The organism is Enterobacter cloacae complex sp. 394F7 (assembly GCF_057320385.1).
On record NZ_JBXWCS010000017.1, the window covers coordinates 77865 to 100470 of the forward strand.

The 22606-nt window shown below is 56.1% G+C and carries 24 protein-coding genes; 13 read left to right on the top strand and 11 right to left on the bottom strand.

The features are described 5' to 3' along the window. The first annotated feature begins 4 nt into the window (after positions 1-4). The 8 genes from AC2FAK_RS20770 (at position 5) to AC2FAK_RS20805 (ending at position 7169) form a co-directional block, all read left to right on the top strand. Positions 5-658: a hypothetical protein gene (locus tag AC2FAK_RS20770; protein ID WP_013094845.1), complete on the top strand. Its 654-nt coding sequence runs from the start codon at positions 5-7 to the stop codon at positions 656-658. 72 nt (positions 659-730) lie between these two features. Beyond that, positions 731-925, top strand: coding sequence for a hypothetical protein (locus AC2FAK_RS20775; protein WP_013094846.1), 195 nt, complete (start codon positions 731-733; stop codon positions 923-925). 22 nt (positions 926-947) lie between these two features. After that, positions 948-1133 (top strand): hypothetical protein, encoded by a 186-nt coding sequence (locus tag AC2FAK_RS20780; protein WP_013094847.1) that lies wholly within the window; start codon positions 948-950, stop codon positions 1131-1133. A 64-nt stretch (positions 1134-1197) separates the two neighbouring features. After that, on the top strand, positions 1198-3294 hold the full coding sequence (locus AC2FAK_RS20785) for a peptidase domain-containing ABC transporter (RefSeq protein ID WP_020686461.1): 2097 nt from the start codon (positions 1198-1200) through the stop codon (positions 3292-3294). Further along, positions 3291-4040 (top strand): hypothetical protein, encoded by a 750-nt coding sequence (locus AC2FAK_RS20790; protein ID WP_014830094.1) that lies wholly within the window; start codon positions 3291-3293, stop codon positions 4038-4040. The genes AC2FAK_RS20785 and AC2FAK_RS20790 overlap by 4 nt, the downstream gene beginning before the upstream one ends. Positions 4041-4046: 6 nt before the next feature. Then, a complete protein-coding gene (locus tag AC2FAK_RS20795) occupies positions 4047-5297 on the top strand; it encodes an HlyD family secretion protein (RefSeq protein ID WP_095455673.1) in 1251 nt (416 codons plus the stop codon). 89 nt (positions 5298-5386) lie between these two features. Beyond that, entirely contained in the window at positions 5387-6166 is a 780-nt protein-coding gene (locus AC2FAK_RS20800) for an MBL fold metallo-hydrolase (RefSeq protein ID WP_023621567.1), read from the top strand. 25 nt (positions 6167-6191) lie between these two features. Then, positions 6192-7169: a GlxA family transcriptional regulator gene (locus AC2FAK_RS20805; protein ID WP_058683022.1), complete on the top strand. Its 978-nt coding sequence runs from the start codon at positions 6192-6194 to the stop codon at positions 7167-7169. Positions 7170-7229: 60 nt separating this feature from the next. On the opposite strand, the gene AC2FAK_RS20810 is transcribed toward AC2FAK_RS20805, so the two are convergent. The 5 genes from AC2FAK_RS20810 to AC2FAK_RS20830 all read right to left on the bottom strand — a co-directional run bounded on the left by AC2FAK_RS20810 (position 7230) and on the right by AC2FAK_RS20830 (position 11608). Continuing rightward, positions 7230-7961 (bottom strand): carbonic anhydrase, encoded by a 732-nt coding sequence (locus AC2FAK_RS20810; protein ID WP_013094853.1) that lies wholly within the window; start codon positions 7959-7961, stop codon positions 7230-7232. 115 nt (positions 7962-8076) lie between these two features. Beyond that, positions 8077-9165, bottom strand: a complete 1089-nt coding sequence (locus AC2FAK_RS20815) for an AAA family ATPase (protein ID WP_013094854.1) — start codon at positions 9163-9165, stop codon at positions 8077-8079. A gap of 145 nt (positions 9166-9310) precedes the next feature. After that, a complete protein-coding gene (locus AC2FAK_RS20820) occupies positions 9311-10270 on the bottom strand; it encodes a YbgA family protein (RefSeq protein WP_029881877.1) in 960 nt (319 codons plus the stop codon). Positions 10271-10372: 102 nt separating this feature from the next. Next, complete coding sequence (gene uraH, locus AC2FAK_RS20825; protein ID WP_013094857.1) at positions 10373-10783, bottom strand: hydroxyisourate hydrolase; 411 nt, start codon at positions 10781-10783, stop codon at positions 10373-10375. A 99-nt stretch (positions 10784-10882) separates the two neighbouring features. Further along, positions 10883-11608 (bottom strand): MerR family transcriptional regulator, encoded by a 726-nt coding sequence (locus AC2FAK_RS20830; RefSeq protein ID WP_095455674.1) that lies wholly within the window; start codon positions 11606-11608, stop codon positions 10883-10885. Between the two features lie 117 nt (positions 11609-11725). Here AC2FAK_RS20830 and AC2FAK_RS20835 point away from each other — a divergent pair, with 117 nt between their 5' ends. Then, positions 11726-12250: a lipocalin family protein gene (locus AC2FAK_RS20835; protein ID WP_029881878.1), complete on the top strand. Its 525-nt coding sequence runs from the start codon at positions 11726-11728 to the stop codon at positions 12248-12250. A 3-nt stretch (positions 12251-12253) separates the two neighbouring features. Here the strand turns inward: AC2FAK_RS20835 and AC2FAK_RS20840 are convergent, their stop codons facing one another. The 6 genes from AC2FAK_RS20840 to AC2FAK_RS20865 are packed head-to-tail and all read right to left on the bottom strand — an operon-like array spanning position 12254 to position 18286. Continuing rightward, entirely contained in the window at positions 12254-13264 is a 1011-nt protein-coding gene (locus AC2FAK_RS20840; protein WP_095455679.1) for a fimbrial protein, read from the bottom strand. After that, complete coding sequence (locus AC2FAK_RS20845; RefSeq protein WP_048972227.1) at positions 13264-13779, bottom strand: fimbrial protein; 516 nt, start codon at positions 13777-13779, stop codon at positions 13264-13266. The genes AC2FAK_RS20840 and AC2FAK_RS20845 overlap by 1 nt, the downstream gene beginning before the upstream one ends. After that, positions 13770-16292 carry a fimbria/pilus outer membrane usher protein gene (locus tag AC2FAK_RS20850; RefSeq protein WP_095455675.1) on the bottom strand — a complete coding sequence of 841 codons (2523 nt, stop codon included), beginning with the start codon at positions 16290-16292 and terminating at the stop codon, positions 13770-13772. Before AC2FAK_RS20850 ends, AC2FAK_RS20845 begins: the two co-directional genes overlap by 10 nt. Before the next feature lie 23 nt (positions 16293-16315). Continuing rightward, positions 16316-16993, bottom strand: coding sequence for a fimbrial biogenesis chaperone (locus tag AC2FAK_RS20855; RefSeq protein WP_023621016.1), 678 nt, complete (start codon positions 16991-16993; stop codon positions 16316-16318). Positions 16994-17046: 53 nt separating this feature from the next. After that, positions 17047-17631 (bottom strand): fimbrial protein, encoded by a 585-nt coding sequence (locus AC2FAK_RS20860; RefSeq protein ID WP_013094864.1) that lies wholly within the window; start codon positions 17629-17631, stop codon positions 17047-17049. Between the two features lie 52 nt (positions 17632-17683). Further along, the gene (locus AC2FAK_RS20865; RefSeq protein ID WP_095455676.1) at positions 17684-18286 is read right to left on the bottom strand and encodes a LuxR C-terminal-related transcriptional regulator; all 603 of its coding nucleotides are present in this window, start codon (positions 18284-18286) and stop codon (positions 17684-17686) included. Between the two features lie 710 nt (positions 18287-18996). Between AC2FAK_RS20865 and AC2FAK_RS20870 the strand changes: the two genes are divergently transcribed. From AC2FAK_RS20870 to AC2FAK_RS20885, 4 genes are all read left to right on the top strand, one after another. Next, on the top strand, positions 18997-19788 hold the full coding sequence (locus tag AC2FAK_RS20870; protein ID WP_095455677.1) for a winged helix-turn-helix domain-containing protein: 792 nt from the start codon (positions 18997-18999) through the stop codon (positions 19786-19788). Position 19789: 1 nt separating this feature from the next. After that, positions 19790-20272, top strand: a complete 483-nt coding sequence (locus AC2FAK_RS20875; RefSeq protein ID WP_013094867.1) for a hypothetical protein — start codon at positions 19790-19792, stop codon at positions 20270-20272. Positions 20273-20510: 238 nt separating this feature from the next. Beyond that, positions 20511-21398, top strand: coding sequence for a GlxA family transcriptional regulator (locus AC2FAK_RS20880; protein ID WP_040021051.1), 888 nt, complete (start codon positions 20511-20513; stop codon positions 21396-21398). An 85-nt stretch (positions 21399-21483) separates the two neighbouring features. After that, the gene (locus tag AC2FAK_RS20885; RefSeq protein WP_095455678.1) at positions 21484-22482 is read left to right on the top strand and encodes a class I SAM-dependent methyltransferase; all 999 of its coding nucleotides are present in this window, start codon (positions 21484-21486) and stop codon (positions 22480-22482) included. The last annotated feature ends 124 nt before the right edge of the window (positions 22483-22606 follow it).

The window sequence follows — 22606 nt, forward strand, 5'->3', positions numbered from 1 at the left end:
GTGTATGACTGGAAAATTCCTGGCTATTTTCGCAATAAATTGCTTCATTTCCGCAAGCGCAAATGCTTTAATTATTGAAAATCTAAATATTGATTTTCTACCTGAAAAAGAAGTTGTTTTTCAGCCAATAAAAAACGATACCAGCGTACGACAGAATTATACTGTTTCGCTTATTCAGGTTGATGTCCCAAAAGAACACGGGAAAGAGACTGAAATAAAAGATGGCGAGGTGATGTTCTCGCCAAAACAGTTAACTCTGGAGAGCGGCGAGCGGGCCGGGTTTAAGTTTTATTATACCGGCCCGCACGACAGCAAAGAACGCTATTATCGCGTTAAATTCACCGAGACGCCGCTTCAGGCGCGGGTTGTGATGAGCAAAGGCCAACGCATTCAGTCGGATGTGGTGGTTTCGCTTGAGGCTATTTTAATTGTCCGACCATGGACAAGGCATTTTGATTATACGTTTAGTAACGGGGTGGTGAGTAATACCGGGAATACCTGGTTTAAATATGTCTCTTCTCAGGGATGTAGCTCACAATATAATGACTCAAAATATCTTCCACCGGGTCAACGGCTGGAAATAGATAATTACGCGCAGCCCGCAAGGCGGATGATTATTTATGGAAATAAAATCATCCCGCTTACGCGCTGCCCGTAACAACCGCTTTCCTTCATAAAAGGAAATTATCCTTTGGCGCAAGCTGAAGATTTACAACTACAGGAGAATAAAATGAAAGCGATTTCATTCGTAGAAGCGAAAGATATTATCGGTGGTGCATTAAACCCATTCGCTGGCCTCGTTAAAGGTGCACAGCTGGGTTATGACACCGGTGCAAGCATCATGGGCATGGTAGGCGGCGTGGTTGGCGGAATTCTGGGTGGCGCAATGGGCTTCCTGGGTGCGCTGGTTGGCAGCTACAACTAATTCAACGAACAGGATGACAATCATGCAAGTTATCGATTTCAAAAAAGCACAGGCCATCATCGGTGGCTGGGATCCGTTTGCTGCTGCCCTTCAGGGTGCGAGCGCAGGCTATAACGCAGGCAGCCAGATGTTAGGCGCGCTGGGCGGCACCATCGGTGGTGTGTTTGGCCTGGTGGGCGGCTTCATCGGCGGCTTCTTCAGCGCATAAGTTATCGACCTATGCTTATGGCCCGCTTTGCCGGGCCATTTTTTTATTTCAGCCACGGATAATTATGTTTTCGCTTTTTCAGTATAAAAAAAAGGGTAAGACACCCGTTATTCGCCAGCATGAATATACCGAATGTGGGCTGGCCTGCCTGGCGATGGTGCTGGGGCACTATGAACACCACGTCTCCGTCAGCCAGCTGCGCAGGGAGCTTACCGTCTCTGCCGACGCGGGCACCTCGATGGCGGAACTCATGACCCTCGCCAGCGATAAAAATATGACGGGCCGGGTGCTCAAGGGCGAAATCACTGAAATTGAAAGTGCCGAACTGCCGCTCATCGCCTTCTGGCGCGGCAATCATTTCGTGGTGATCGTGAAGGTTGACGGGCGCAGCGTAACGGTCCACGACCCGGCCAGCGGCGTGCGTCGCTACAGCCTCAAGGAGGCGCAAAAACTCTTTTCCGGCTACGTGCTGGAGCTGAAGCCGACGCCGCGCTTCGACAAAAAATCCCCTGACGAGACGCTCACGCTGGGGCGGCTGGCCAATAAATCCCCGAGCTTGTTTCAGCGGCAGGTGCTGCTGTTTGTGCTCTCGATTTTTACCCTCATCACCATGCTGGCCAGCCCCACTTACGTGCAGCTGATCATGGATGAGGCCATCTCGCGCAACGACAACGATCTGGTGATCTTACTCACCGCCATTTTCGCTATCGTCTTTATTTTTGAAGTCATAGGTAAGTTCCTCAAGCAACTGCTTGAGATCCTGATGCGTAACATCGCCTATGACGACCTCAGCCAGTCGGTTCGCCGCTATATGCTGCGTACCCAGACCGGCTGGTTCCGCAGCCGTCCGCCGGGCATTGTGCTGGCGATTGAAAAATCGCTCCATGCCTGTGCGGAGTTCATCAGCAATGGCTATGTGCAGATCCTCTTTTCCAGCCTGATCGCCTTCACCAGCCTGCTGTTTATGCTGCTGTATAACGTGAAAATCGCCGTGCTGACGATGCTGCTGATGGGGGTGTTCTTCCTGATCCGCTTTTCGCTGATCGGCCCTTACCAGCGCGCGGTGGACGACTCCATCGAGCGCACCGCAAAGTATGAATCGCTGCTGGTGGAGACGCAGAAGGGGATCATCACCCTGAAGGCCAACAACATGGAGCAGGCCCGGGACGCGGTGATGGACAAATCCCAGCGTGAGCATATAGCCGGGCTGATGCGCAAAGAGCGCCTGCTGGCCCGCTTTGATGTTGCCTCGCTGCTGGTGATCAACGCCGAGCAGCTGCTGGTGGTCTGCTTCGGCGCGTGGCTTATCCTGGAAGGGCAGATGAGTATCGGGATGCTCTACGCCTACATCAGCTACAAACGCTATTTCTCCGACGCGATGGTACAGGTGGCGCAAAAGCTGCTGGACAAAAATGCGCTGAAAGGGCCGCTGGATCGCGTGGGCGACCTGCTGTTTGCCCCCTCTGAAGCCAGCCAGTTTGGCCGGAAGATTGTGACTTCACCCGTCAGTCTGGCCTTTGAGGATGTCTCTTTTGCTTATCCGGGACGTGAGGCGACCCTGCAGCACATCAACATGACGCTGAAGCAGGGCGAAGAGGCGGTGATTGTCGGCCAGAGCGGCTCCGGGAAAACCACGCTGCTGCGTCTGATCTCCGGGATGTTGCTCTCCACATCGGGCAGTTTGCGGATCAATGCGATCCCGATCACCGAGTGCGATCTCTCCTCTTTGCGCCAGCATATTCGCATTGTGCATGCGGACGATATTCTCTTTACCGGCTCCATTCTGGATAACCTCTCCTGCTTTGATAGCGCGCCGGACAAAGAGCGGGTGATTGCTGCCTGCCGGCTGGCGGAGATTGACCACGTGGTTGCGCGTCTGCCGCACGGATACGAAACGGAGCTGCTGCCGGGAAATACCTTTTTCTCCGCCGGCGAGATGCAGCGTCTGGTGCTGGCGCGCGCCCTGTACAGCCAGCCGAAGCTGCTGCTGTGCGATGAAGTGACGGCAAACCTCGATAAAACCACGGCACAGAAGGTGCTGGCGAACCTGCGTGGTCTGGGGATTGGCCTGGTGTTTGTCACCCACTCGCCGGAGGTGGTGGGCTGTCACGGACGGCTCTACACCATGGAAAACGGCACGCTGAGGGAGAGTGAGCAATGATGTTTCTGCCCCGTCTCTACGCCCGACTTTGCGCCCGGCAGGCCGGACGCACGCTGCTCGCAAGCCGGATCACGCAAAACTACAGCCAGTTTATGCGCTGCCCGGAGGCTGACGTCCCGCCCGATTTTCTGCGCCAGAATGCCCTGGAGATGAGCGGCTTTCATTTTGTCGAGCAGATCTTCCCGCCCGCGCTGTGGCGGCGCAACGTGCGTTTCGATCTCCACGCCCGGGTGGCGGCATTTACCCGCGAGCAGGATTTCTATTCTCAGCCCCGCACCCTGCTGCTGGGCATGCGCTGGGCCGGGTTTGGCCTGATCGCGGATGCGCTGCTCGCCACCGCGCCAGACGACGTGCGCTTTCAGTTTGTTACCCGCCTTCCCGCGCTGCACAAGCTGATGGCGGCGCACGAGGAGCGGCGGGCAGGGGCGTTTTTCGCCCCGCACCGGCTGGTGACCGTGCTGCTGGTGGATGAGCGCCTCCCGGATGCGCCGCTGTTCATGACCCAGGCGGGCGACCAGAAAGCGTGGTTAACGGACGTGTCGACACGCTTTTTAACGCGCTACGGATACGTGATTCGTACGCTGCTGCCCGGCTGTTCGCTGCACTCGGCGGAATTTGCGCTGGAGAGCCAGACCTATGCCCCTGCGGAGTACCGTCAGGCCGCCACCGCCACGCTGAACGCGTTGCGTAAAACCCCCACGCTCTGGAGTGCATGGGACGATCTTTCAGTGATTTATCATGGATGACATGTCGTGAAATTAAGAAACCGAAACCGACAACGTCGGGCGCTGATCCCGCACCATTTTTCAAAGAGCTACGAGATCAACGCCCCGCGGCTGAAAGGCGTGTTAACGCTGTTTATCTCCTTTTTTCTCTGTCTGCTGGTCTTTTCGATCGTCTTTAACTTTTCGGAAACCACGCTGGCGCGCGGGGTGCTGATCCCGGCCCAGGGGGATGTGGAAGTGCGTGCCAGAGAGTCCGGCACCATCGTGGATTTTGCCGTACGTCCAGGCCAGTACGTGAAAGAGAATGACCCGCTTTTTACCGTGTCGCAGGACTACGGCGGCAAGCAGGGCTCGGTGGTGCAGTTCGATCGCCAGCAGATGGAGGCGGAGAAAAAGCGCAGCGAGCAGCGCGTGCAGACCATTGAAGATTCTATCGCTACGTACCGGAAAAACCTGGCGCAGCAGCTGGATATTGCCGACCGGCAGATTGTGGTATCCCGCGACAAAGTGAAAAAGCTGCGTGCGTTGCTCAAAAACAGCACCGATACCTATGAGGCGTGGAAAGCGATATCCGGGAAAGGCTATGTGTCGAAGGTCGATCTGGATAAAAGCCACAACGACGTGCTCAACGCGCAGCTTAACCTGACGCTGGAGGAGAGCAGTATCCTCGATCTGGAGGCGCGCAAAACCAGCCTGACCGACAGCACTCAGTCGCAAATCGACTCCCTGAGCCAGGAGCTGCTGTACGTGAAAAACCGGATCAGCGAAATTGACCGCAACCTCTCCAGCCGGGGCAGCTCTACGATGGCCATGCTGGCCCCTGCCGATGGCTACGTGGTGGCGATCAACTTCCCGCCGGGCCGGGCCATTACGCAAAACAGCGAGGTGGTGGTGGTGATCCGTAAAAACACCGCCGCGTCGATGGAGGGGTACCTCTATGTGCCAGCCACCGGCGTGGGCCGGGTGGCGAAAGGGGATAAGGTGAAGCTGCGCTTTGACTCCTGGCCAGTGGATAAATATGGCTCGGTGGAGGCCACCCTGTCTGATTTTTACGAGGTGAATATTGATGCGCATTCGGCGCTTATCCCGCTCCAGGAGGGGCAGAACTACTATCTTGCCAAGGTGCGGGTGCCTTCCTGGTTTACCGATCCGGACAACCAAAAGCGTCTGCTGATGGGCGGGATGACGGTTAACGCCGATATCGTTATCGATCGCAAACCGCTTATCAATCTGCTGATTGCGCCGCTGGAGCGGGTGCGTAAACGGTTTATCGATTGACCCGATTTCATCGTTCATCGCCCATTAGCCCACAGGCTAACGCCGGGTCGCGGGCTATTCTCCTTATCACACGCACAGGAGAATAGCCCATGAACATCACTCATATTCGCAATGCTACCCAACTGATCACGTATGCCGGTAAACGCTTTTTGATCGACCCGATGCTGGCCGCAAAAGACGCTTACCCCGGTTTCCCCGGCACGGCGCGGGCCGAGATCCGTAACCCAATGGTTGAACTGCCCGTTGACGTCAGCACGCTGCTGGACGCCGATGCGGTGATCGTCACCCACACCCATGACGATCACTGGGATCGCGCGGCGGTGGAACTGATCGCCAAAGACAAACCGATCTATGTGCAAAACGATCGTGATGCCGCGCTGCTGCGAAGCCAGGGTTTTCATAACCTGACGGTTATGACCGACGAGTCCACCTTTGGTGATATCCGCATCGCGAAAACCCACGGCGGCCAGCATGGTACCGATCGCGCGTACGCGGTGCCGGAGCTGGCAGAGCGTCTGGGCGAAGCCTGCGGTGTGGTTCTGCGCCACCCCGACGAGAAAACGCTCTACATCGCGGGCGATACCGTCTGGCGTGATGCGGTGGCGGCCGATCTGCAAAAACACCAGCCGGATGTGGTGGTGCTTAATGCCGGATACGCGCATGTGATCGGTTTCGGGCCCATCATTATGGGGGAACAGGATCTGCTCAACGTTCACTTCCTGCTGCCGCAGGCAAAAATTGTGGCGGTCCATATGGAAGCCATTAACCACTGCCTGCTGAGCCGCCGCGCGCTGCGGGAATACGTGGAAGCGAACCAGATCGGTGATGCGGTGAGCATTCCCCAGGACGGCGAAACCGTTATATTCTGAGCACCAAAAAGGGAAGGAGAGACAGATGCCACTTATCAACGTCGCGATTGTCGCGGTGGACGGGTTTAGCCCGTTCCACTACTCCGTTCCCTGTATTCTGTTTGGCGACGCGGTCTCCGGCGAAAAGCGCTTTAACGTGACGATCTGCGCCGAAAAACCCGGCGTTCTCACCTCAAAAGAGGGCTTTGCCCTCAACGCGACGCAGGATTTTTCAGCCATCGCGCAGGCGGATATTGTGGTGGTGCCCTACTGGCAGCACGTGCTGGATCGCCCGCCTCAGGCGCTGCTCGACAGCCTGGTGCAGGCAAGAAACAACGGCGCGGAAATCGTTGGGCTGTGTCTGGGGTCGTTTGTGCTGGCGTATGCGGGCATTCTCGACGGCAAGCGCGCGGCCACCCACTGGGAGTTTGAACATCACTTCCAGTCGCTTTTTCCGCGCGTCCAGCTTGATATCAACGCCCTCTATGTGGATGACGACAATATTATTACCTCCGCCGGGACCGCCGCCGCGCTGGACTGCTGCCTGTATATCATCCGTCAGCGCTTTGGCAGCGTGGTTGCCAACCAGATCGCCCGTCGGATGATTGTGCCGCCGCACCGCGAAGGCGGTCAGGCGCAGTTTATTGCCCAGCCGGTGCCGAAGGACACCCGCGACGCGCGGATTAACTGCCTGATTGACTACCTGCAGCAACACATTACCGAGCCGCATAATCTCGACTCGCTGGCAAAGGTGGTTTCGATGAGCCGCCGCACGCTGACCCGCCATTTTGTCAACGCCACCGGCATGACCGTGGCCGACTGGCTCACCGCCGAGCGCCTGCGGCGCAGCCAGATCTTACTGGAAGCCGGCAATATGCCGGTTGAACGCGTGGCCGAGCTGGTGGGGTTTAACTCTGCGGTGACCTGGCGACAACAGTTTAAGGCGCGTTTTGGCGTCAGCCCGACGGAGTGGCGCAAGACGTTTCGTATTCAGCCGTCTGTAGCCAGGCATGATGCGACATGAAGTAACACCGTCTTTTAGGCCGGGAGACCCGGCCTGCGGATGCTTTTAACTCACAACACCTTACTGAACAATCACGCGGCCGTTCAGAGGCTGAAGCGGACGGTTATTGCTGTGCTCAAGCGCTTGCTTAAACATCTCCAGCTGCTTTTCTGACAGGGTGACGGTATTTTTCATCACCAGCCAGCGCAGCCCTTCGGTGCACGGTGGGGTGGTCAGCGAGCCGCTGAAGCGATAATAGTGCAGGTCAGCCGGGAACAGCGGACGAAGATCGAGGTGTTTATCAATCGAGATTTCGTGGTCCTTTTCCTTCGGAAGGCGCGCCAGCAGCGGGTTGAGTGCGCTGTTTTCCGGGCCGACCTCAAACATAACGGCAAGCACTGCGACGTCGCCCTCTTTGCTGGCATGAACAAAGTGCGCTTCCAGCGGGAAGGATTTGCCGTTGATCCGGTTTTCGCTCGGGGTGTGGAAATGGTACTGGCGCAGGGTAAAGATCTGATCGTCCAGACGGAATTCATCTTCGTCGCTGGCGGTCACCTGCAGGGTGTGGCCGTTGTTCACCAGCTTTTCGGCGGCGGTATGGAAATTCATCTCCAGTGGCGGCAGCGTGGCGTTATAGGCGTTACGGATATCGATGGGCGACTGGAATTTCCCGGTCTTGCAGGTGGCAAACTCGTCGCTGAGCTCGCCCCAGTTTTCCGGACCACTCTTGCCTTCATACGTCCAGTGTGGGGCAGACCCCGCAAAGACAGAGGCAGATAAGGCGAATAAGGATGCGGTCAGAATGTGTTTCATGTTGTGTCTCTCAGAATAAGAAATGCGCGTTAATATACTGATGGCATTGTACTCTTTTCCAAAAGACCCGTCTTATATTGTGGTTATTTGCGTTAAAGAAAATGAAAGCCCCTTCTTACCCCAGCTTCTCCATCTTCGTCTCTCCCTCCGTCATTGACAGCTGATACAGCGAAAACGATCGGTGCTTCTCAATCAATGTCGCCAGCTCCGGCGAGTGGCTGGTAAGCCAGATCTGCGAGTAGCGGCTGGCCTCGGCAATCAGGCTTGCCAGCGCGGGCAGCATCTGCGGATGCAGGCTGTTTTCCGGTTCGTTGAGGGCGATAAACGCCGGTGGGCGCGGGCTTAACAGTGCCACCGCCAGGCATAAAAAGCGCAGCGTGCCGTCTGAGAACTCCGCCGGTTCCAGCGGGCGGCTTAAGCCCTCGCGCTGCATCATCATGCGAAAACGTCCGCCAGTGTTGTCGCTGTAAAACACGCAGCCGGGGAAAGCCTGGTCAAGAATGCGCATCAGCAGCAGTTCATCGCCAATCTCGACAATGGTCTGAAACGCCGCCGCGAGGTTGGCGCCGTCGCTCGCCAGCACAGGAGAGCGGAAACCCACCTGCGGGGCACGCATCATGGAGCCGCTTGCAACGGAAAACTCATGATAAAATCGCCAGTTACGCAGGGACTCGCGCATCTGCGACACTTCCGGGTAAAGGTGCGGTTCGCCGAGCTGGCCGAACACCGATTCGTTCTCGTACAGCGTGCCGCTGTGGGTCACTTTCTCGTGGTGGACGTTATTCAGGAAAACCGCCTGATTTCTGCGCTTCATCAGCTGTGCCGACGGGCGGCGGTGCTGGCCGCTCAGCCAGAGCGACTCTTCTTTGATCACCGGATCGAGCTGAAACTGCGAGGGATAGGGCAGCTTCTCAACAAAGCCTACCTGCAGCTCGTATTCGTAGGTTTCGGTTTCTACCGCCAGGTTCATCCGTCGCAGCTGGTCGCTGCGGGTTTTACCCGCCCAGAACACTTTCAAAATCCCGCCTTCATTCGCCAGAGCCTGAGAAAACTGCCCCTGCGCGGCGCTGTGCATCAGGTGGATCGCCTTGTAAATATTTGATTTTCCGGTGCCATTCGGGCCGAAGACAATGTTGAGCTGTTCCAGCTCCAGCGACATATCGCGAATTGAGCGGTAGTTTTGAATGTGCAGGGTGTTAATCACAGGCCGATCCCTTTTTTGCGTTATGACCTGTATATATTTACAGCCTTTCAGGCGAAATGCAAAAAAGAGACGACAGTGAGGATGTCGTCTAAACGGGCTACTGCTTCGGGCCCCTGAGGGTCAATGGGGGCCTTCGCCTTATTGATTATTTAACGGCCAGACGCAGACCCAAATCATCAGGATAGGGATCAAAGTAATTTTGCGTCATCAGATACTGATCCGGGTATTCAGCCAGGTAATGTTTTAGCAGCGTGATCGGCGCAAGAATGGGCAGAAGTCCTTCTCGGTAATGCAGGATCACGTCACGAAGCTCACCCCGCTGGCGGCTGTTAAGCTGGTTACGGAAATAGCCCTGAATATGCATCAGCACGTTGGTGTGATTTTTCCGCGAGGCGGGCTTTTTCAGGATGGTCATCAGTTTTTCGCGGTACGCCTCGAAGAACGCGTCCAGATCGTCCCATTCATGCAGCGAGGCGACAAATGGGCCAATCTCACGGTAACCCGCCTGATGGTGTGCCAGCAGCTGCAGTTTGTAGCGGCTGTGAAAATCCAGTAGCGCGCGGCGCGTCAGGCCGTTTTTACGCAGCGTGTTCAGTTCGTGCAGCGCAAAAACGCGCTCGACGAAGTTTTCCCGCAGCACCGGGTCGTGCAGACGGCCATCCTCTTCTACGGGCAGCCACGGCCAGGTTTCAAGGAGCGCGGCGGTGAACAGCCCGACGCCCTCCTTGCGGCCCCGGTTGCCGTTTTCATCGTACACGCGCACGCGTTCCATGCCGCAGCTCGGGGATTTTGCACAGACGATAAACCCGGCGAGATCGCCGATCTTTGGCAGATAACTGGCCGTAAAGTCGGCCATTTTCTGCGTGACGTCATCATGCGGCGGATGGCTAAAACGCATCTGCGTGTCGCCGCCGGTCGTCATGATCAAACGCAGCGCAGGGCGTGGTGTAGGCAGGCCGATGGCCATTTCGGGGCAAACGGGTCGGAAATTCACCCACTGGGCCAGCTCATCCATGACGAAACCCATACGCTTATGCCCGCCGTCAAAGCGAACGGCGGACCCGGTCAAGCAGCCGCTAATACCCAGCACAGGTTTCGTTGTCATGGTATGTTCCTCCAGAGCCAATACTTAAAACTTACACAATCTTGCTTATTTGTCCAAGTATTGGCGGAGGTATTTTTTATTGCCGTTTAAAATCAACAGGTTTTAACTGCCCTTGTAGGTTGAATAACCGTACTGACTCAGCAGAAGTGGAATGTGCAGTTTCTCGTTGGTCCGGGTGACGGTAAACAGCACCGGTACTTCCGGGAAGAATGTCTCCAGCTTTTTAGCGTGGAAATAGTCTGCGGTTTTGAAGGTCACTTTATACACGCCAGGCTGCATGTCCTGTTCCTGGGGATAGAGCGATTTGATACGTCCGTCATGGTCGGTTTTGCCGCTGGCAACCGGGATCCATTTGTCCTGCTGCTGCTTTTCCAGGGTAACGGTGACATCCGAAGGCGGCATGCCGGTTTGCTGGTCGAGAACGTGTACGCTCAGCGTGCCGGCAGGGGCACTGAAGGCGGCAGGGGCAAAAGCCATGGAGGCCAGGATCAGCAGAGGGGCAGTTTTTTTCATGTTGTTTTCCTGTGAAGTTGTCAGTCACAGGAAAACGTTAGCATCTGCGGCGCGGAAAAATATTCAACTTTTCGTGAAGATTCCCGCAGGAGAAAATCATTAGAGGATAATGACCTCAAGGGAAAGCTGCTGCTGCCACTGCGCCACCTGTTTTTTCCGCGCGGCGGTCAGTTTACCGCTGGTGACCAGCAACCATTTGCGATCGGGAAATATCTCCGGTGCCAGCGTGGCAGGGGGCGTGGGTAATACGTCGATGCGGTGACCCTGACCGGTCCGCGACAAGGCTTCGAGCCAGATTTCACCCGAGTCGTTCAGGTACCAGCCGCTGAGCAGAATGTTATCGCCCGGCGCTTTTTTATCGCCTTCGAGGCAAAACGAGGTGTAGGCGATGAGGATGCCGTCGAGGATCGCGCGCAGGGTCATGGCGGCGGCGACGTTGGCGGACACCTGGCTGCGCAGCGGACGCAGCACGTTGGTCACCAGCTCAGGTCTGGGGTATTCGCGGCCCGCGTCGTAAATCATCTGGCGCAGGGACTCGATTTTGCCCCCCTGCAGGCGTTCCAGCATGTTCTGCTGTAGCGTTTGCCAGTTGTTGGTCCGGCGGGGTACAGGGCGCTCAAGCAGGGGTTTTACCTGGCCAATGGGCACGCCTTTTTTCACCCAGTCGAGGATTTTCAGCGCCTGCTGAACGTCTTCATCGCTGTACTGGCGGTGGCCGCCCTCCGTGCGCTGTGGCTTGAGTAAACCATAACGACGCTGCCACGCCCGCAGCGTGGTGGCGGTGATGCCGCTAAGTCTGGCGAATTCGCCGATGGAGTAAGCCATGTCCATGTCCAGAGTGGAGGAATACTCTCAATATACTACGAATTTTTCAGAACGGGATGAAGCGCCGAAAGGGTGCACTACACTTAACATCCAACCGTGCAAATGAAAGGAATTCTCATGAAGCTATGGCCTGTTGTCACCGGGGTTGCCATTGCGCTGACCCTTGTAGCCTGTAAATCCCCCACGCCGCCGAAAGGCGTGCAGCCTATTTCCGGTTTTGATGCCAGCCGCTATCTCGGCAAGTGGTATGAAGTCGCCCGCCTGGAGAACCGCTTTGAACGCGGGCTGGAGCAGGTGACGGCCACCTACGGCCAACGGAGCGATGGCGGAATCAGCGTGCTTAACCGGGGTTACGACCCGGTGAAGAACAAATGGAACGAGAGTGAAGGCAAAGCGTACTTTACCGGCGCGCCAACCACCGCCGCGCTGAAGGTTTCGTTCTTCGGCCCGTTCTACGGCGGCTATAACGTCATCAAGCTGGACGATAAGTACCAGTACGCGCTGGTCAGCGGCCCGAACCGCGACTACCTGTGGATTTTGTCGCGCACGCCAACCGTGCCGGACGCGGTGAAGCAGGATTACCTGAACACCGCGCGCAGTCTGGGCTTCCGGGTCGATCAGCTGGTGTGGGTAAAACATTAACCCCTACTGGTACGAGAACGTAATGCTTGCCAGCGCGTTCGCCGAGCCGGGGACCAGTTCGCCGGTTCGGATGTATTGCGCCTGGAACGGCAGCGACAGGGTTTGTGCCGCAGTGGTGCTCTGGATAAAGAACTGATTGGTTGTGCCCGCCGCCGAGCTGTCCGGCCCCATCATCAGCGGGCCGGTGCCGTTATAGAAAAACTGCACCCCTACGCCGGACGCGGTGGAGTCGCCGGTCAGCGTCACCATCGACGAGGTGTTTGACGGCGTGGTCTGATCGGTCATCACCGCGCTCACCGCGACGTTCGCGTCACAGGTCAGGCTGACGTTAAACGCACCCGAAGGCGATGTACTGCCCACGGTGGTCAACGTGCGGATATCGATCGTACCCAGATCGACGTTCGCGCTTTTGGTGCCCACCGTACAGCCGCTCGCCGTCACGGTGATGGTGGTGGGGTTAATGATGACCTTTGCCGTTTTGACCTCGTTGTTATAGGCGGTTAGCACCGCGGCGTTGATAGTCGGAATTTGATACACGCCGGATTTCAGGGCGACACCGGTTTTTATGAAGGTGACCTTTGCCGACCACCCCAGATCCTGGGTGCTTGTACTGGTGCCTTCTGCCGGATAGCTCTGCGTCACACCGGTTTGCAGGGGAATGTATTTCGTCCCATTAAAATCCTTCAGCCCGATGATATAACCCACGCCTGGAACGCCGGTTTCAAAAATGGTGTAGTTCACCCCGTCGACGGTGACCGTCATCCCGCTTGAGATCGCGCTGCTGCTCGGCTCCAGCGTGCTTTTAGTGCAGTGAAAAACAAACCCACACCAGAACACCTGTTGTACGCTGACGGAGGCGCTCCAGGTGGAGCCGATAATGCTCCCCGGCACCACCGAATCTGCCGGGCCGCTGTAGGTCATCGGCTGCGGGGAGAGGGTGATATCTGATTTCCATTCCATCGCCTGTGCGCTGGCGCAGAGCAGTAATCCGCTAATAAACAAGAATAAACGCATCATTGATACTCCGTGGTCCAGGTGGCAAAAGCGGAGACGTCTCCGGCATTCACCGGCGCGCCCGTGGCGGCCAGCCGAGCGTAGAAGGTCATCTCTACGCTGTCATCGCCCGGCGTGCCCCGGGCGGTGGTTTGCGTGTCGAGGGGGATCAACCCGCCGTCTTTATCGAGGATCTGCACCGCCACGCCGGTGGCGCCGCCGTCGGCAATTTTCACCAGCTGCGGGTTGTCGTTATCCGGCGTGCCGCTGAAGCGGATTTTGACCCCGGCAAAGGTTGGCCCGCACGCTTCAAGCCTGATCGTGAAGGGCGTTTTGATATTGCTGACCGAGCCTGCACGGGGGAATTGTTTAATCCCGATGGTACCCAGCGGAACGTCCTGCTCTTTAGAGTCCGCCGCGACAACGCAGGTGTTGCCGATCAAATTCCCGGTGACGGAAACCAGCACGTCATAGCCGCGAACCGGGAACGTGAAGATCAGCAAAGCGATGCTGAACGTCCGAAGCGTTACTGACATACCACCTCCTGTGAATAGAGCCCGGTGCGGGCGTTATAGCTCTGCTTGTTCAACGCGTAGTTGATGGTGCAGCGCTGGTCGCTGTTGCGCCCCCATACGGCACTCAACGTGCCCTGCTCGGTTAACCCCGACAGATACAGGCTGCCGCCGTCGCCGACGATGCCGCTGGTTTTGTCATCGTTCAGTGAGACCAGCGTGCCGAAGGGCAGCACGTCGTTGCCGCGGCGCACGACAAACATCGCTTTTTTCCCCTGGCGTGTGACAAGGGTGGCGCGAACCAGCGCGCCGTCGGTCGGCGTTTTGTTGACGATGGCATTCTCCAGCTCCACGTCATTACCTGCGGTTGTGACATCCAGCGCGACCTGGTTCACGCGGTACGGCGTGGCGTAGGGGATCACCGCGTAGCCCCGGCTGTCGGTTTTGATACCCTTGTGGTTAAGCACGGCAACGTCGCTGGCGCCCGGGGCTTTCACCAGAATGTTGGTGTTGCCGAGCGGCTGGCTCAGCGTCAGACCATCTTCATGCAGCACCGCGCCGCCGCTCATCCCGTAGCTGAGGTTGCGGGAATCGCGGGTGTAGCTGTAGCCCAGGTTGTAGTCTCCTTTTGCGCCTTCGTATTGCAGCGTGGCGTCGCCGCCGTAGTGCTGCTGTGCGCTATAGCGCTGGTTGACGCTGTAAAACAGGTTCTCCTGGCCCGGCAGATAACCGCTCACGCCGGTACTGGCCGTAGTGCCGGTAGAATCCGCATGGGTGGTGGTAAAGCGGGCGCGGGTCGACAGCGCCGGGTTGCCCAGCGGCACCGAAAGTGACATCGCCAGCACGTTATCTTTTTTGTCGTCATACAGGCTGGCGCTGCGCTGAACGCTGACGCCAAGCGACACGTTACGAAACGTGGCGTTCCACGCGAACTGCAAACTTTGCGTGGTTTTCGACGTGTTCCAGTAGGTTTGCTGATCCCACGACAGCGACAGCGAACCGTATTGCCCCATCGGCTGTGACAGCAGCAGCTGGTTTTTGGCCTTACGCGACATGCGCAAGTTATATACCGTGTCGTAGTGGGTGGTGACGGTGCCATCGTCTTCCACAATCTGCTTTGGGGATCCGCCCGCCATGCCCTTGTACGTGGTATCGCTCAGGGTATAAAACCCTTTCGTTGAGTAGCGCAGCGAGAAAAAATTAACCCGCGTGCCGATATCATTCAGCAGCTTGCTGTAACGCAGGCGCACGGAATCGCCGGTGTAGTGCTGGTCGTCCGCCAGCTGGCTGCGGGCGTGGGTCAGGTCGATGGAATACGCGCCAAAGCGCCCCAGGTTCTGCCCAATCCCGAAGGCCAGACCGTTATAGCGATCGGCAAACTGCGCCCCACCGTAAAACGTCAGGCCATAACGCCAGCCGAAGAACAGCTCGCCCTGCGCGAAAGAGGGCGCATCCTGATGGCCCATCGGACGATATTTCCCTGCTCCCAGGGCATATTTCAGCTGTCCGTTACGCACCAGGTTTGGCACGCTGGCATACGGAAGCGTGTACTGCGTCTGGCTGCCGTCGTTCTCCTGGATCGTGACCGCGAGATCGCCCCCGGAAGAGGTCGGGTAGAGATCTTTCAGCACAAACGCCCCCGGCGGCACTGAGGTTTGATAAATGATGTTGCCGTTCTGGCGAACCGTCACCGTGGCGTTGCTGCGGGCGATGCCGCGCACTTCCGGCGCATAGCCGCTCAGGCTGGCAGGCAGCATATTGTCATCGGTTTTCAGGGCAATGCCGCGCAGGCCCACGGCGTCGAACACCTGGGCGGAGGTATACGTTTCCCCGGCGTAAACCTGCGCGTTCAGGGCGGGAATATCCCGCTGCAGCCAGGTCTGCACGTGGGTGAGTTCGTTAGTATCTTTGGTCCACGTGGTGAAATCACGCAGCCGCCACGCGCCGAGATTGATGCCGCTGTTCAGGCTCGCAAACAGCTGCTGGTCGCGCGTGCGCGTCTCGCCCTGATAGTCATTGTTCGAGCCGTTTACCACATAGTTCAGCCACGCGGCAGGAATGCCCGCTTCCCAGCTTTCCGGGCTGACATACCCGCGCGGCAAATTGCGCATCGCGCTCTGCGGTACGGTGAAGCTGAGGGAGAGCGTCTGCTGGTCAAAATCAAACCGGGTATCGGCAAACGCCTCCGTCAGAAAAATGCAGCGCTGCGCGAGCGGCAGTGCGCCGCCTTTCGCCTGCTGGCTGTTGATGCCCAGCGCCGCGATCTGTTCAGGCGTGAGGCATGGCAGGGCTTCCCCTGTATTTTCAGCGGTACGGAACGTGACATTGCCGGTGAACGCATAGTTGTTATTGATATACACGTTGAGGTTGTGATCGCCCGGCGGCAATGCGCTCCCGGCGTTGACCCAGGCGAGATCGGCGCTGTTGGCGCTCTCACCGTTGAGGAACGCAGGGTTAAATTGCAACGCGCTTTCAGCCGCCATGGCCTGCCGAATTACCAGGGAGATCACCGTGGCACACAGGATTTTTCTTTTCACGTGGTCACGCCTCACAGTCGGGATTATTGGGACAATGCCGCGCGTGTCGCGGGCGTCCATGCGCCATAATCGTTAATGGTCTGGTAGCTCACGCTGCTGGCGTGGCTGAAGGTTTCGCCCAGCGTTACGCTGGATTTCGGCGGCACCATCACCGGCTGTACCGGCATGCCATCGATTTTCAGGTTGATGGTGGTGAGGTAGTACGGCGTTGGGTTGCTGAGTGTGACCTTTCCGCCGCGATAGGCTCCGGTCAGGCTTTTCCAGGCGTCCCCTGCGCCTTGCCCAAGGCTCTCCGGGCGATAAAACACCTTGATGCGGTTTGCCGAAGCAAACTGCAGCGAATTGCCGGAACCGCTTTTGGTCTGCTGTGGAATGGCTTTCACCGTCATCCAGTAGAGCGTTTCGCGATCCTCTGGCAGGGCTTTACCGTTAAACATGATTTTCACCGCGCTTTCGCTGGCCGGTTTCATGACGAACAGTGGCGGCGTAATAACGAAGTCGTTGGTTTTTTGCCCTTTTTCGTTTTCCATCCATGACTGGATCAGGAACGTGGCGTCGGGATGCGTGTTCCTGACCTGCAGCATGGACTGGTTGGTAGTGCTGGAGTAAACCATTCGCGTGGCGCCCAGCCCTACGCCGCCTGCATATGCGGCGGATGAACATAATGAAATAGCCAGACAGATCCCTGCTTTTGCGCGCATGGTGCGTCTCCTTAAAGCTAAGTCAGGCCCGGCCAGCGAACCGGGCCTGAAAATTACGAGTAGGTAACGGTGTAGGTTGCAACCGCGCTGGCATCACCCGCCGTGGCGTTGCCCTGCGGTGAGTAATATTTCGCGCTGAAGTTCAGGGTGTTGGCCCCCGCACGCAGAGGAATGGCGGCGGCAGGTTCACCCAGCTTCACCACTTTGCCCTGCTCGTCGTACAGGCGAATCGCAACGTGCTGCGCCGAGTTAGCGCCGCCGTTTGCGCCAACGGCCAGGCTGTTGGCATCGGCCGCATCCGGCGTACCGGTGAAGGTCACGGCCACGGTGGTGGCGGCAATCGGATTGTCTTCCGTTGAGGCGGAGGTATCGGCGATTTCGCAATCTTCCAGGGTGATGGAGAAGGCTTTCGCGGTGCTGGCTTCACTGCCTGCCGCGGCCAGCGTGGCGGTACGCACTTCGCCCATGTCGACATCAATGTTGGCGCTGCCAGCACTGATGGCGCAGGCCGAGGTCACCACCTTGCCACTGAAGTTCACCGTGCCGCCGCTGGTGGTTGCAGCGAACGCCGACCCTGCTGGCAGTACTGCCGCAACGGCGACGGCAAGCAGTGTTTTCGTTTTAAATTGAGCTTTCATTGTCCTGATTCCATGTTGTCGTTATGTCGGGTTGTGCTCTTGGTCGACAGATCTAACTGGTTAAAAAGACCAGCAAATCTGTCTTATTTCTGAGCCCAAGTTTTCTTATCGCTGAGCTTTTTAACGCGCTGACGCGGCGGTAAGAAAGCTGCTCTGTTTCGGCGATATAACGCATATCCAGACCTTTTCGCAGATCCTTCAATACTCGCCATTCGCCCGGCGTCAGCGATAACGCCGTGGGTTTCTTTTTTGGGCGATATCGGCTATCGACCATTTTTAATAAGCTGGCTCGCCAGTGATAAAGTGGCTCCTGCAGCGAGATATAGGCATCTATATCGCCGCGTATCCACAGCCAGGAATTGGCTGGCGCGGAATACATACAAATAAGGACGTCAGGCTGGCGGGATTTGATGTTTTTTATATATTTCAGGCAATCAAATCCCGCGTGATATTTTTCCGTGTCGGATAAAAAAATGACATCAACGGGGGTGGTTAAACACACGGTTTCCATTAATGAATAATCATCGCTTGATGCTATTACCTGCATTTCAGGAACCATGTTTTTTAATACCGCGGCGATCCCCTGACGTGAAAAGTGATCGCCTCCCAACAGTGCGGTTGTTAAATGACGTTTATTTCCGGTTTTATTCGCCATGTTATTCCCTCGATTTATAATTGTAATGAGGCTCGCCCGTCTGGCAGAACGATGCCTGTATTTTCGAAGCAATTAAGCATTGCACGGTATGGAGTCACTATACGGATAGTGCGAAACAGGTAATCTGAATTAATCTTAATTTGTATTAAGTTGAGCTAAACGGATTTCTTCATTATCTCCCTGCCGTACCGGCTGCCTCATATTTGCCTGTAATTAATCATACCGACACTTTTTAATGAAAAGTTGGCTTTACTAAATGTTTTGTAAGGAAATTGTCTGGTGATGTCAGTTATTCCGCCTTGTTACTTACTTCTGATAACAATTTCAGGGTGAAACTGTTAATTATGACGGGGCTTTTAGACGAGTTTGAGATGACTGAAATTGCCCACAGGCCGCGTCTTGTCAGGTTTCCTCGGAAAAAGTGAATAAAGGTCTCTGAATAATTCAGACACGGATGGCCGAAGCGTTCAATTCGCCGTTTTGTCGAGTTTTGTCAGTGTCAAGTCCGCGTGGGGAAAGGTAGCATGAGGCATTTTCAGGTGCTTTGCCAGATCTCATATGGCCAAAAAGGCGGTTAAGAGAACTTCAGATAAGCGGTTAAGAAAAAATAAAAATAAGATTTTTCGCCAGGCGCCAGGATATACAGACGCGGGTTTATCGGTCACATTAATCCTTAAACCGGCGTTTACAGGAGGTATTTAACGAGTCTTATGCATAAGTATTATATCATTAATGGCATCGTCGAGTTTCATCCTGCGGCCAGCACATTACGCGACCTCAATAATCCTGAACAGGTGGTGGTATTAAACTCGCCTGCCGGACGTTGTTTGCTGTTATTGATTGAAAGAGCCGGGAGTATTGTCACTCAACAGGAGTGTATGGACATTGTCTGGCAACGTCGGGGAATGATGGTGTCGCCGAATACCTATTACCAGAATATCTCTATTCTGCGTAAGGGGCTGAAAAAAGCCGGGTTTGAAACCGATCCAATCGTCACGATCCCCCGTATTGGCCTGACGCTGGCAAGCGATACGCAAATTACGATTAAAGAGGCGCAGTTGCCCTCGGCAGAGCCAGAAGCACCGGTCCAGACCGTTCAGGAAGAGGATGGCGTGCCGCAGCTCATGGCTCCTGTCACTCCCGTTGCTCCGGTTGCGAAACGACGCTTCTGGCTGGGGGGCGCACTGCTGGCGCTGCTGTTAATCATTAGCGTGAGCGTCATCAGCTATAGCCGGCCGCATGACAACTATTTTGTGGACGGTTACCGCTTCACGACAATGATGGGAGAGTGTCGGCTCTATTTTGCCCGCGATATCGAGACGCCGCAGGACAGGGAAAAAGCGCTGGCCTATGCTGCGCCATTTAAAGATGAATGCAGCAGCTATCCCTGGATCTATATCAGTGGATATAGCCTGTTGCCGCGTGCTTCGGTGATCCGCTGCGACCGGGCAATGACGGAACCAAACCGTTGTATGTCAGATTACTTTATTCAGGATCATTAATATGGCTCGTTACCGTCAAACGCTGTTAACGCTCTGTTTGTGCCTGCTGGTGGGGGCGTTAGCCGCTGGTTATTATCTGTGGCAGCGTTATTACATTCACCCTTTTGCCTGTCAGGTGAACTTTATTCAGCACCATCCTGAAGAGACACTGACCCTGTGGCTAAATTATACGGTGGACGGTAACAACGGCACGCTCAGCATGAACGGTCGGGTGAAGAGCGATCCGGGTAAGACCTTTAATCGTAAAATATTCTTTCAGGTAGAGCGCAAAGATAATGTCTATTACATGCGATCTGTCCGCAATATCAAATTCCCCGATGATGACGTGAGCGACAGCTGGCTGGAGAAGTACGAACCGTTATTTTTCATCTACCCCAACGAGAGTATTTATATGCGAATTAAGAAACAGCAGAATGATAATTATTTATTCATTCTGGGGACGTTACCGACCTATGTGTGCCACCCCTCAAAAACGGAGGGCTGAACGGGAAAAGCGTTGCTGTTTTGTGGTCATCATTTATACTTTATTGAACCGCTAAGAAATATCTTAGAGTAATATAAGAGCAACACAATATGTTGCGATAATGTAATTAATATTTTTTGGCAAGGTAATGAAAACTTTAACTGATGACTCATGCAGGCGTGGTTCTGCACGAAATAAACCCCTGCATATCGGTTTATTTCTGTGGCCCCATTTTTCGTTATTAGCCCTATCGGGGTTAATGGAGGCGTTACGTACGGCGTCCTGTGTACAAAAAACCAGACAGAAAATCGCGTTCAAACTCAGTCTGATAAGCACCCGGGCGGAATTGCCCATCACCAGCAGCGCCGGTATTAGCGTGCAGCCTGAAGCCGCACATCTTACTCCGGGGGAATACGACTATATTGCCGTGATTGGCGGAAGCCTGGAGGATCTGGATAAGGGGCTCCAGGACGACCGGGCATTTCTTGCAGAGGCGCATCACAACGCCATTCCGCTGATCGGTATTGGCACCGGGAGCTTTATCCTGGCGGAAGAGGAGATCCTCAATGAACGGCGCGCCTCGATCCATCCTTATCATCATGACGTCTTCACGCAACGGTTTCCGCAGGTTTATGCCGAGCAGGGGCTGGATTTTATCGATGAAGGCGATGTGCTGACCTGCCCGGGCGGGATCTCGACGCTGACGCTAACCACGGCGCTAATTCGCGCCCATGCGGGCGACGATATTGCCGCCACCACGTCACGGCGTTTATCGCTCTCACCGCACGCTGTTACTACCCCGCGGCCTGCCAATATTGCGCTGATCCCGGACTCGCGGCTGCGCAGAGCGGTCATGATCATCGAACAGTACCTGACACGCCCGCTTAGCGCCGCCGGGCTGGCCCAGGACGTCAAGCTGAGCGAGCGTCAGCTTAATCGCCTGTTTCATGCTGAGTTTGGTAAAACGGCACGTGAATTTATCCGCAGCGCCAGACTGCGCTATGCCTGCTGGCTGTTGAAGAACTCGCAGCAAAGCGTCACGGACATTGCGCGGCGGATGGGCTTTAGCGACTGCGCCCATTTTATCCGTCATTTCCAGCTTGAGTACGGCTGTACGCCTGGGGTGTGGCGCACGTCGCAGAGCTAATGCCCCGATTTCGTGCTTTCTTCGTAGGGTATTACTGGTTTGCCTGGATACACTTCCGTTAAAAGCCCAACGGGGGGACGATGACATGAACTGGCAGCCTTTTCGCGGCAGCGTACCGGGAAATATGACCATTTTCAGCGCCTCATTTCCTGATGTCAGCGACCAGTGGCCGATGAAAGACGAGACTGCCCGGGAGATCAACGCGCTTAACCAGGCGCTGAAAGCCGACCCGGCGCTTCGCCCTCCGCTGATTGAATACGAAGAGGGCGGGCAGGCGGTGCTTGTCCCGCAGAACCGTTACTCCGAACAGGCTTTTCGCAACCGGCCTGCGCTTCTCGCGTGGCGCGCCCGGCTGGTTCCCACCGCGCTGGCGCTGTTTGTGGTGCAAAATCCGCTGGAGGACCGCCTCCCCGAAGGCACGAAAATGGACAGCGACAGCCGCCAGTGGTTTATTCACGCTAACGACGCCATCGGCGTGCGCTCCCGCGCAAAAGTGCTGGCTGCGCTGGTAGAGAAGTACATCCATAACGAGAGCGAGAACAACTGGGTGAGCCTGGCCAGCGGGGCGGCCATTCCCGTGCTGGAGGCGCTGCGCAACGCAAAGCTCGACGGCCAACAGGTGTACCTGACGCTGGTAGATAAAGACCCCGTCGCGCTGAGCTGGGCCGAGACCATGGCCGCGCAGGAGGGGCTGGTTGTGGGCGAACAGCTGACGCTGCTCAGGCGCAACCTGCTACATACGCTGGTGCGTAACGACGATTTACTGCTGGAGCTGGGCGAGCATCAGGCCGAACTGGTCGACGCGCTGGGCATATTTGAGTACTTCAACGATACCGATGCGGTGACTTTCCTGCAGCGCGCGCTGCGGCTGGTGAAGCCCGGCGGGGTGGTGATTGTGTCGAATATGCTGACCAGCAGCCCGCAGATCGACTTTGTGCTGCGCGGTATTGGCTGGGAGGACATTCACCCCAGGTCGTTGCAGCAGTTGCAGGATATCCACCTCGCGGCGGGCGTGCCGGTGGAGAATGTCACCGTGGTGGTGCCAAAGGATGGGGTGTACGCGGTGATGGAGGTGAAGGTTTAGCGCGATCGGTTCTCTCTCCCTGTGGGCTGAGGGTTCCCCAGAAAAATGAAAAGCACGATGAAGTGTGATCTACTGGTTGCGCTAACAAATCAGAAGAGACCTCATCGTGCCTTTACAGACAGTC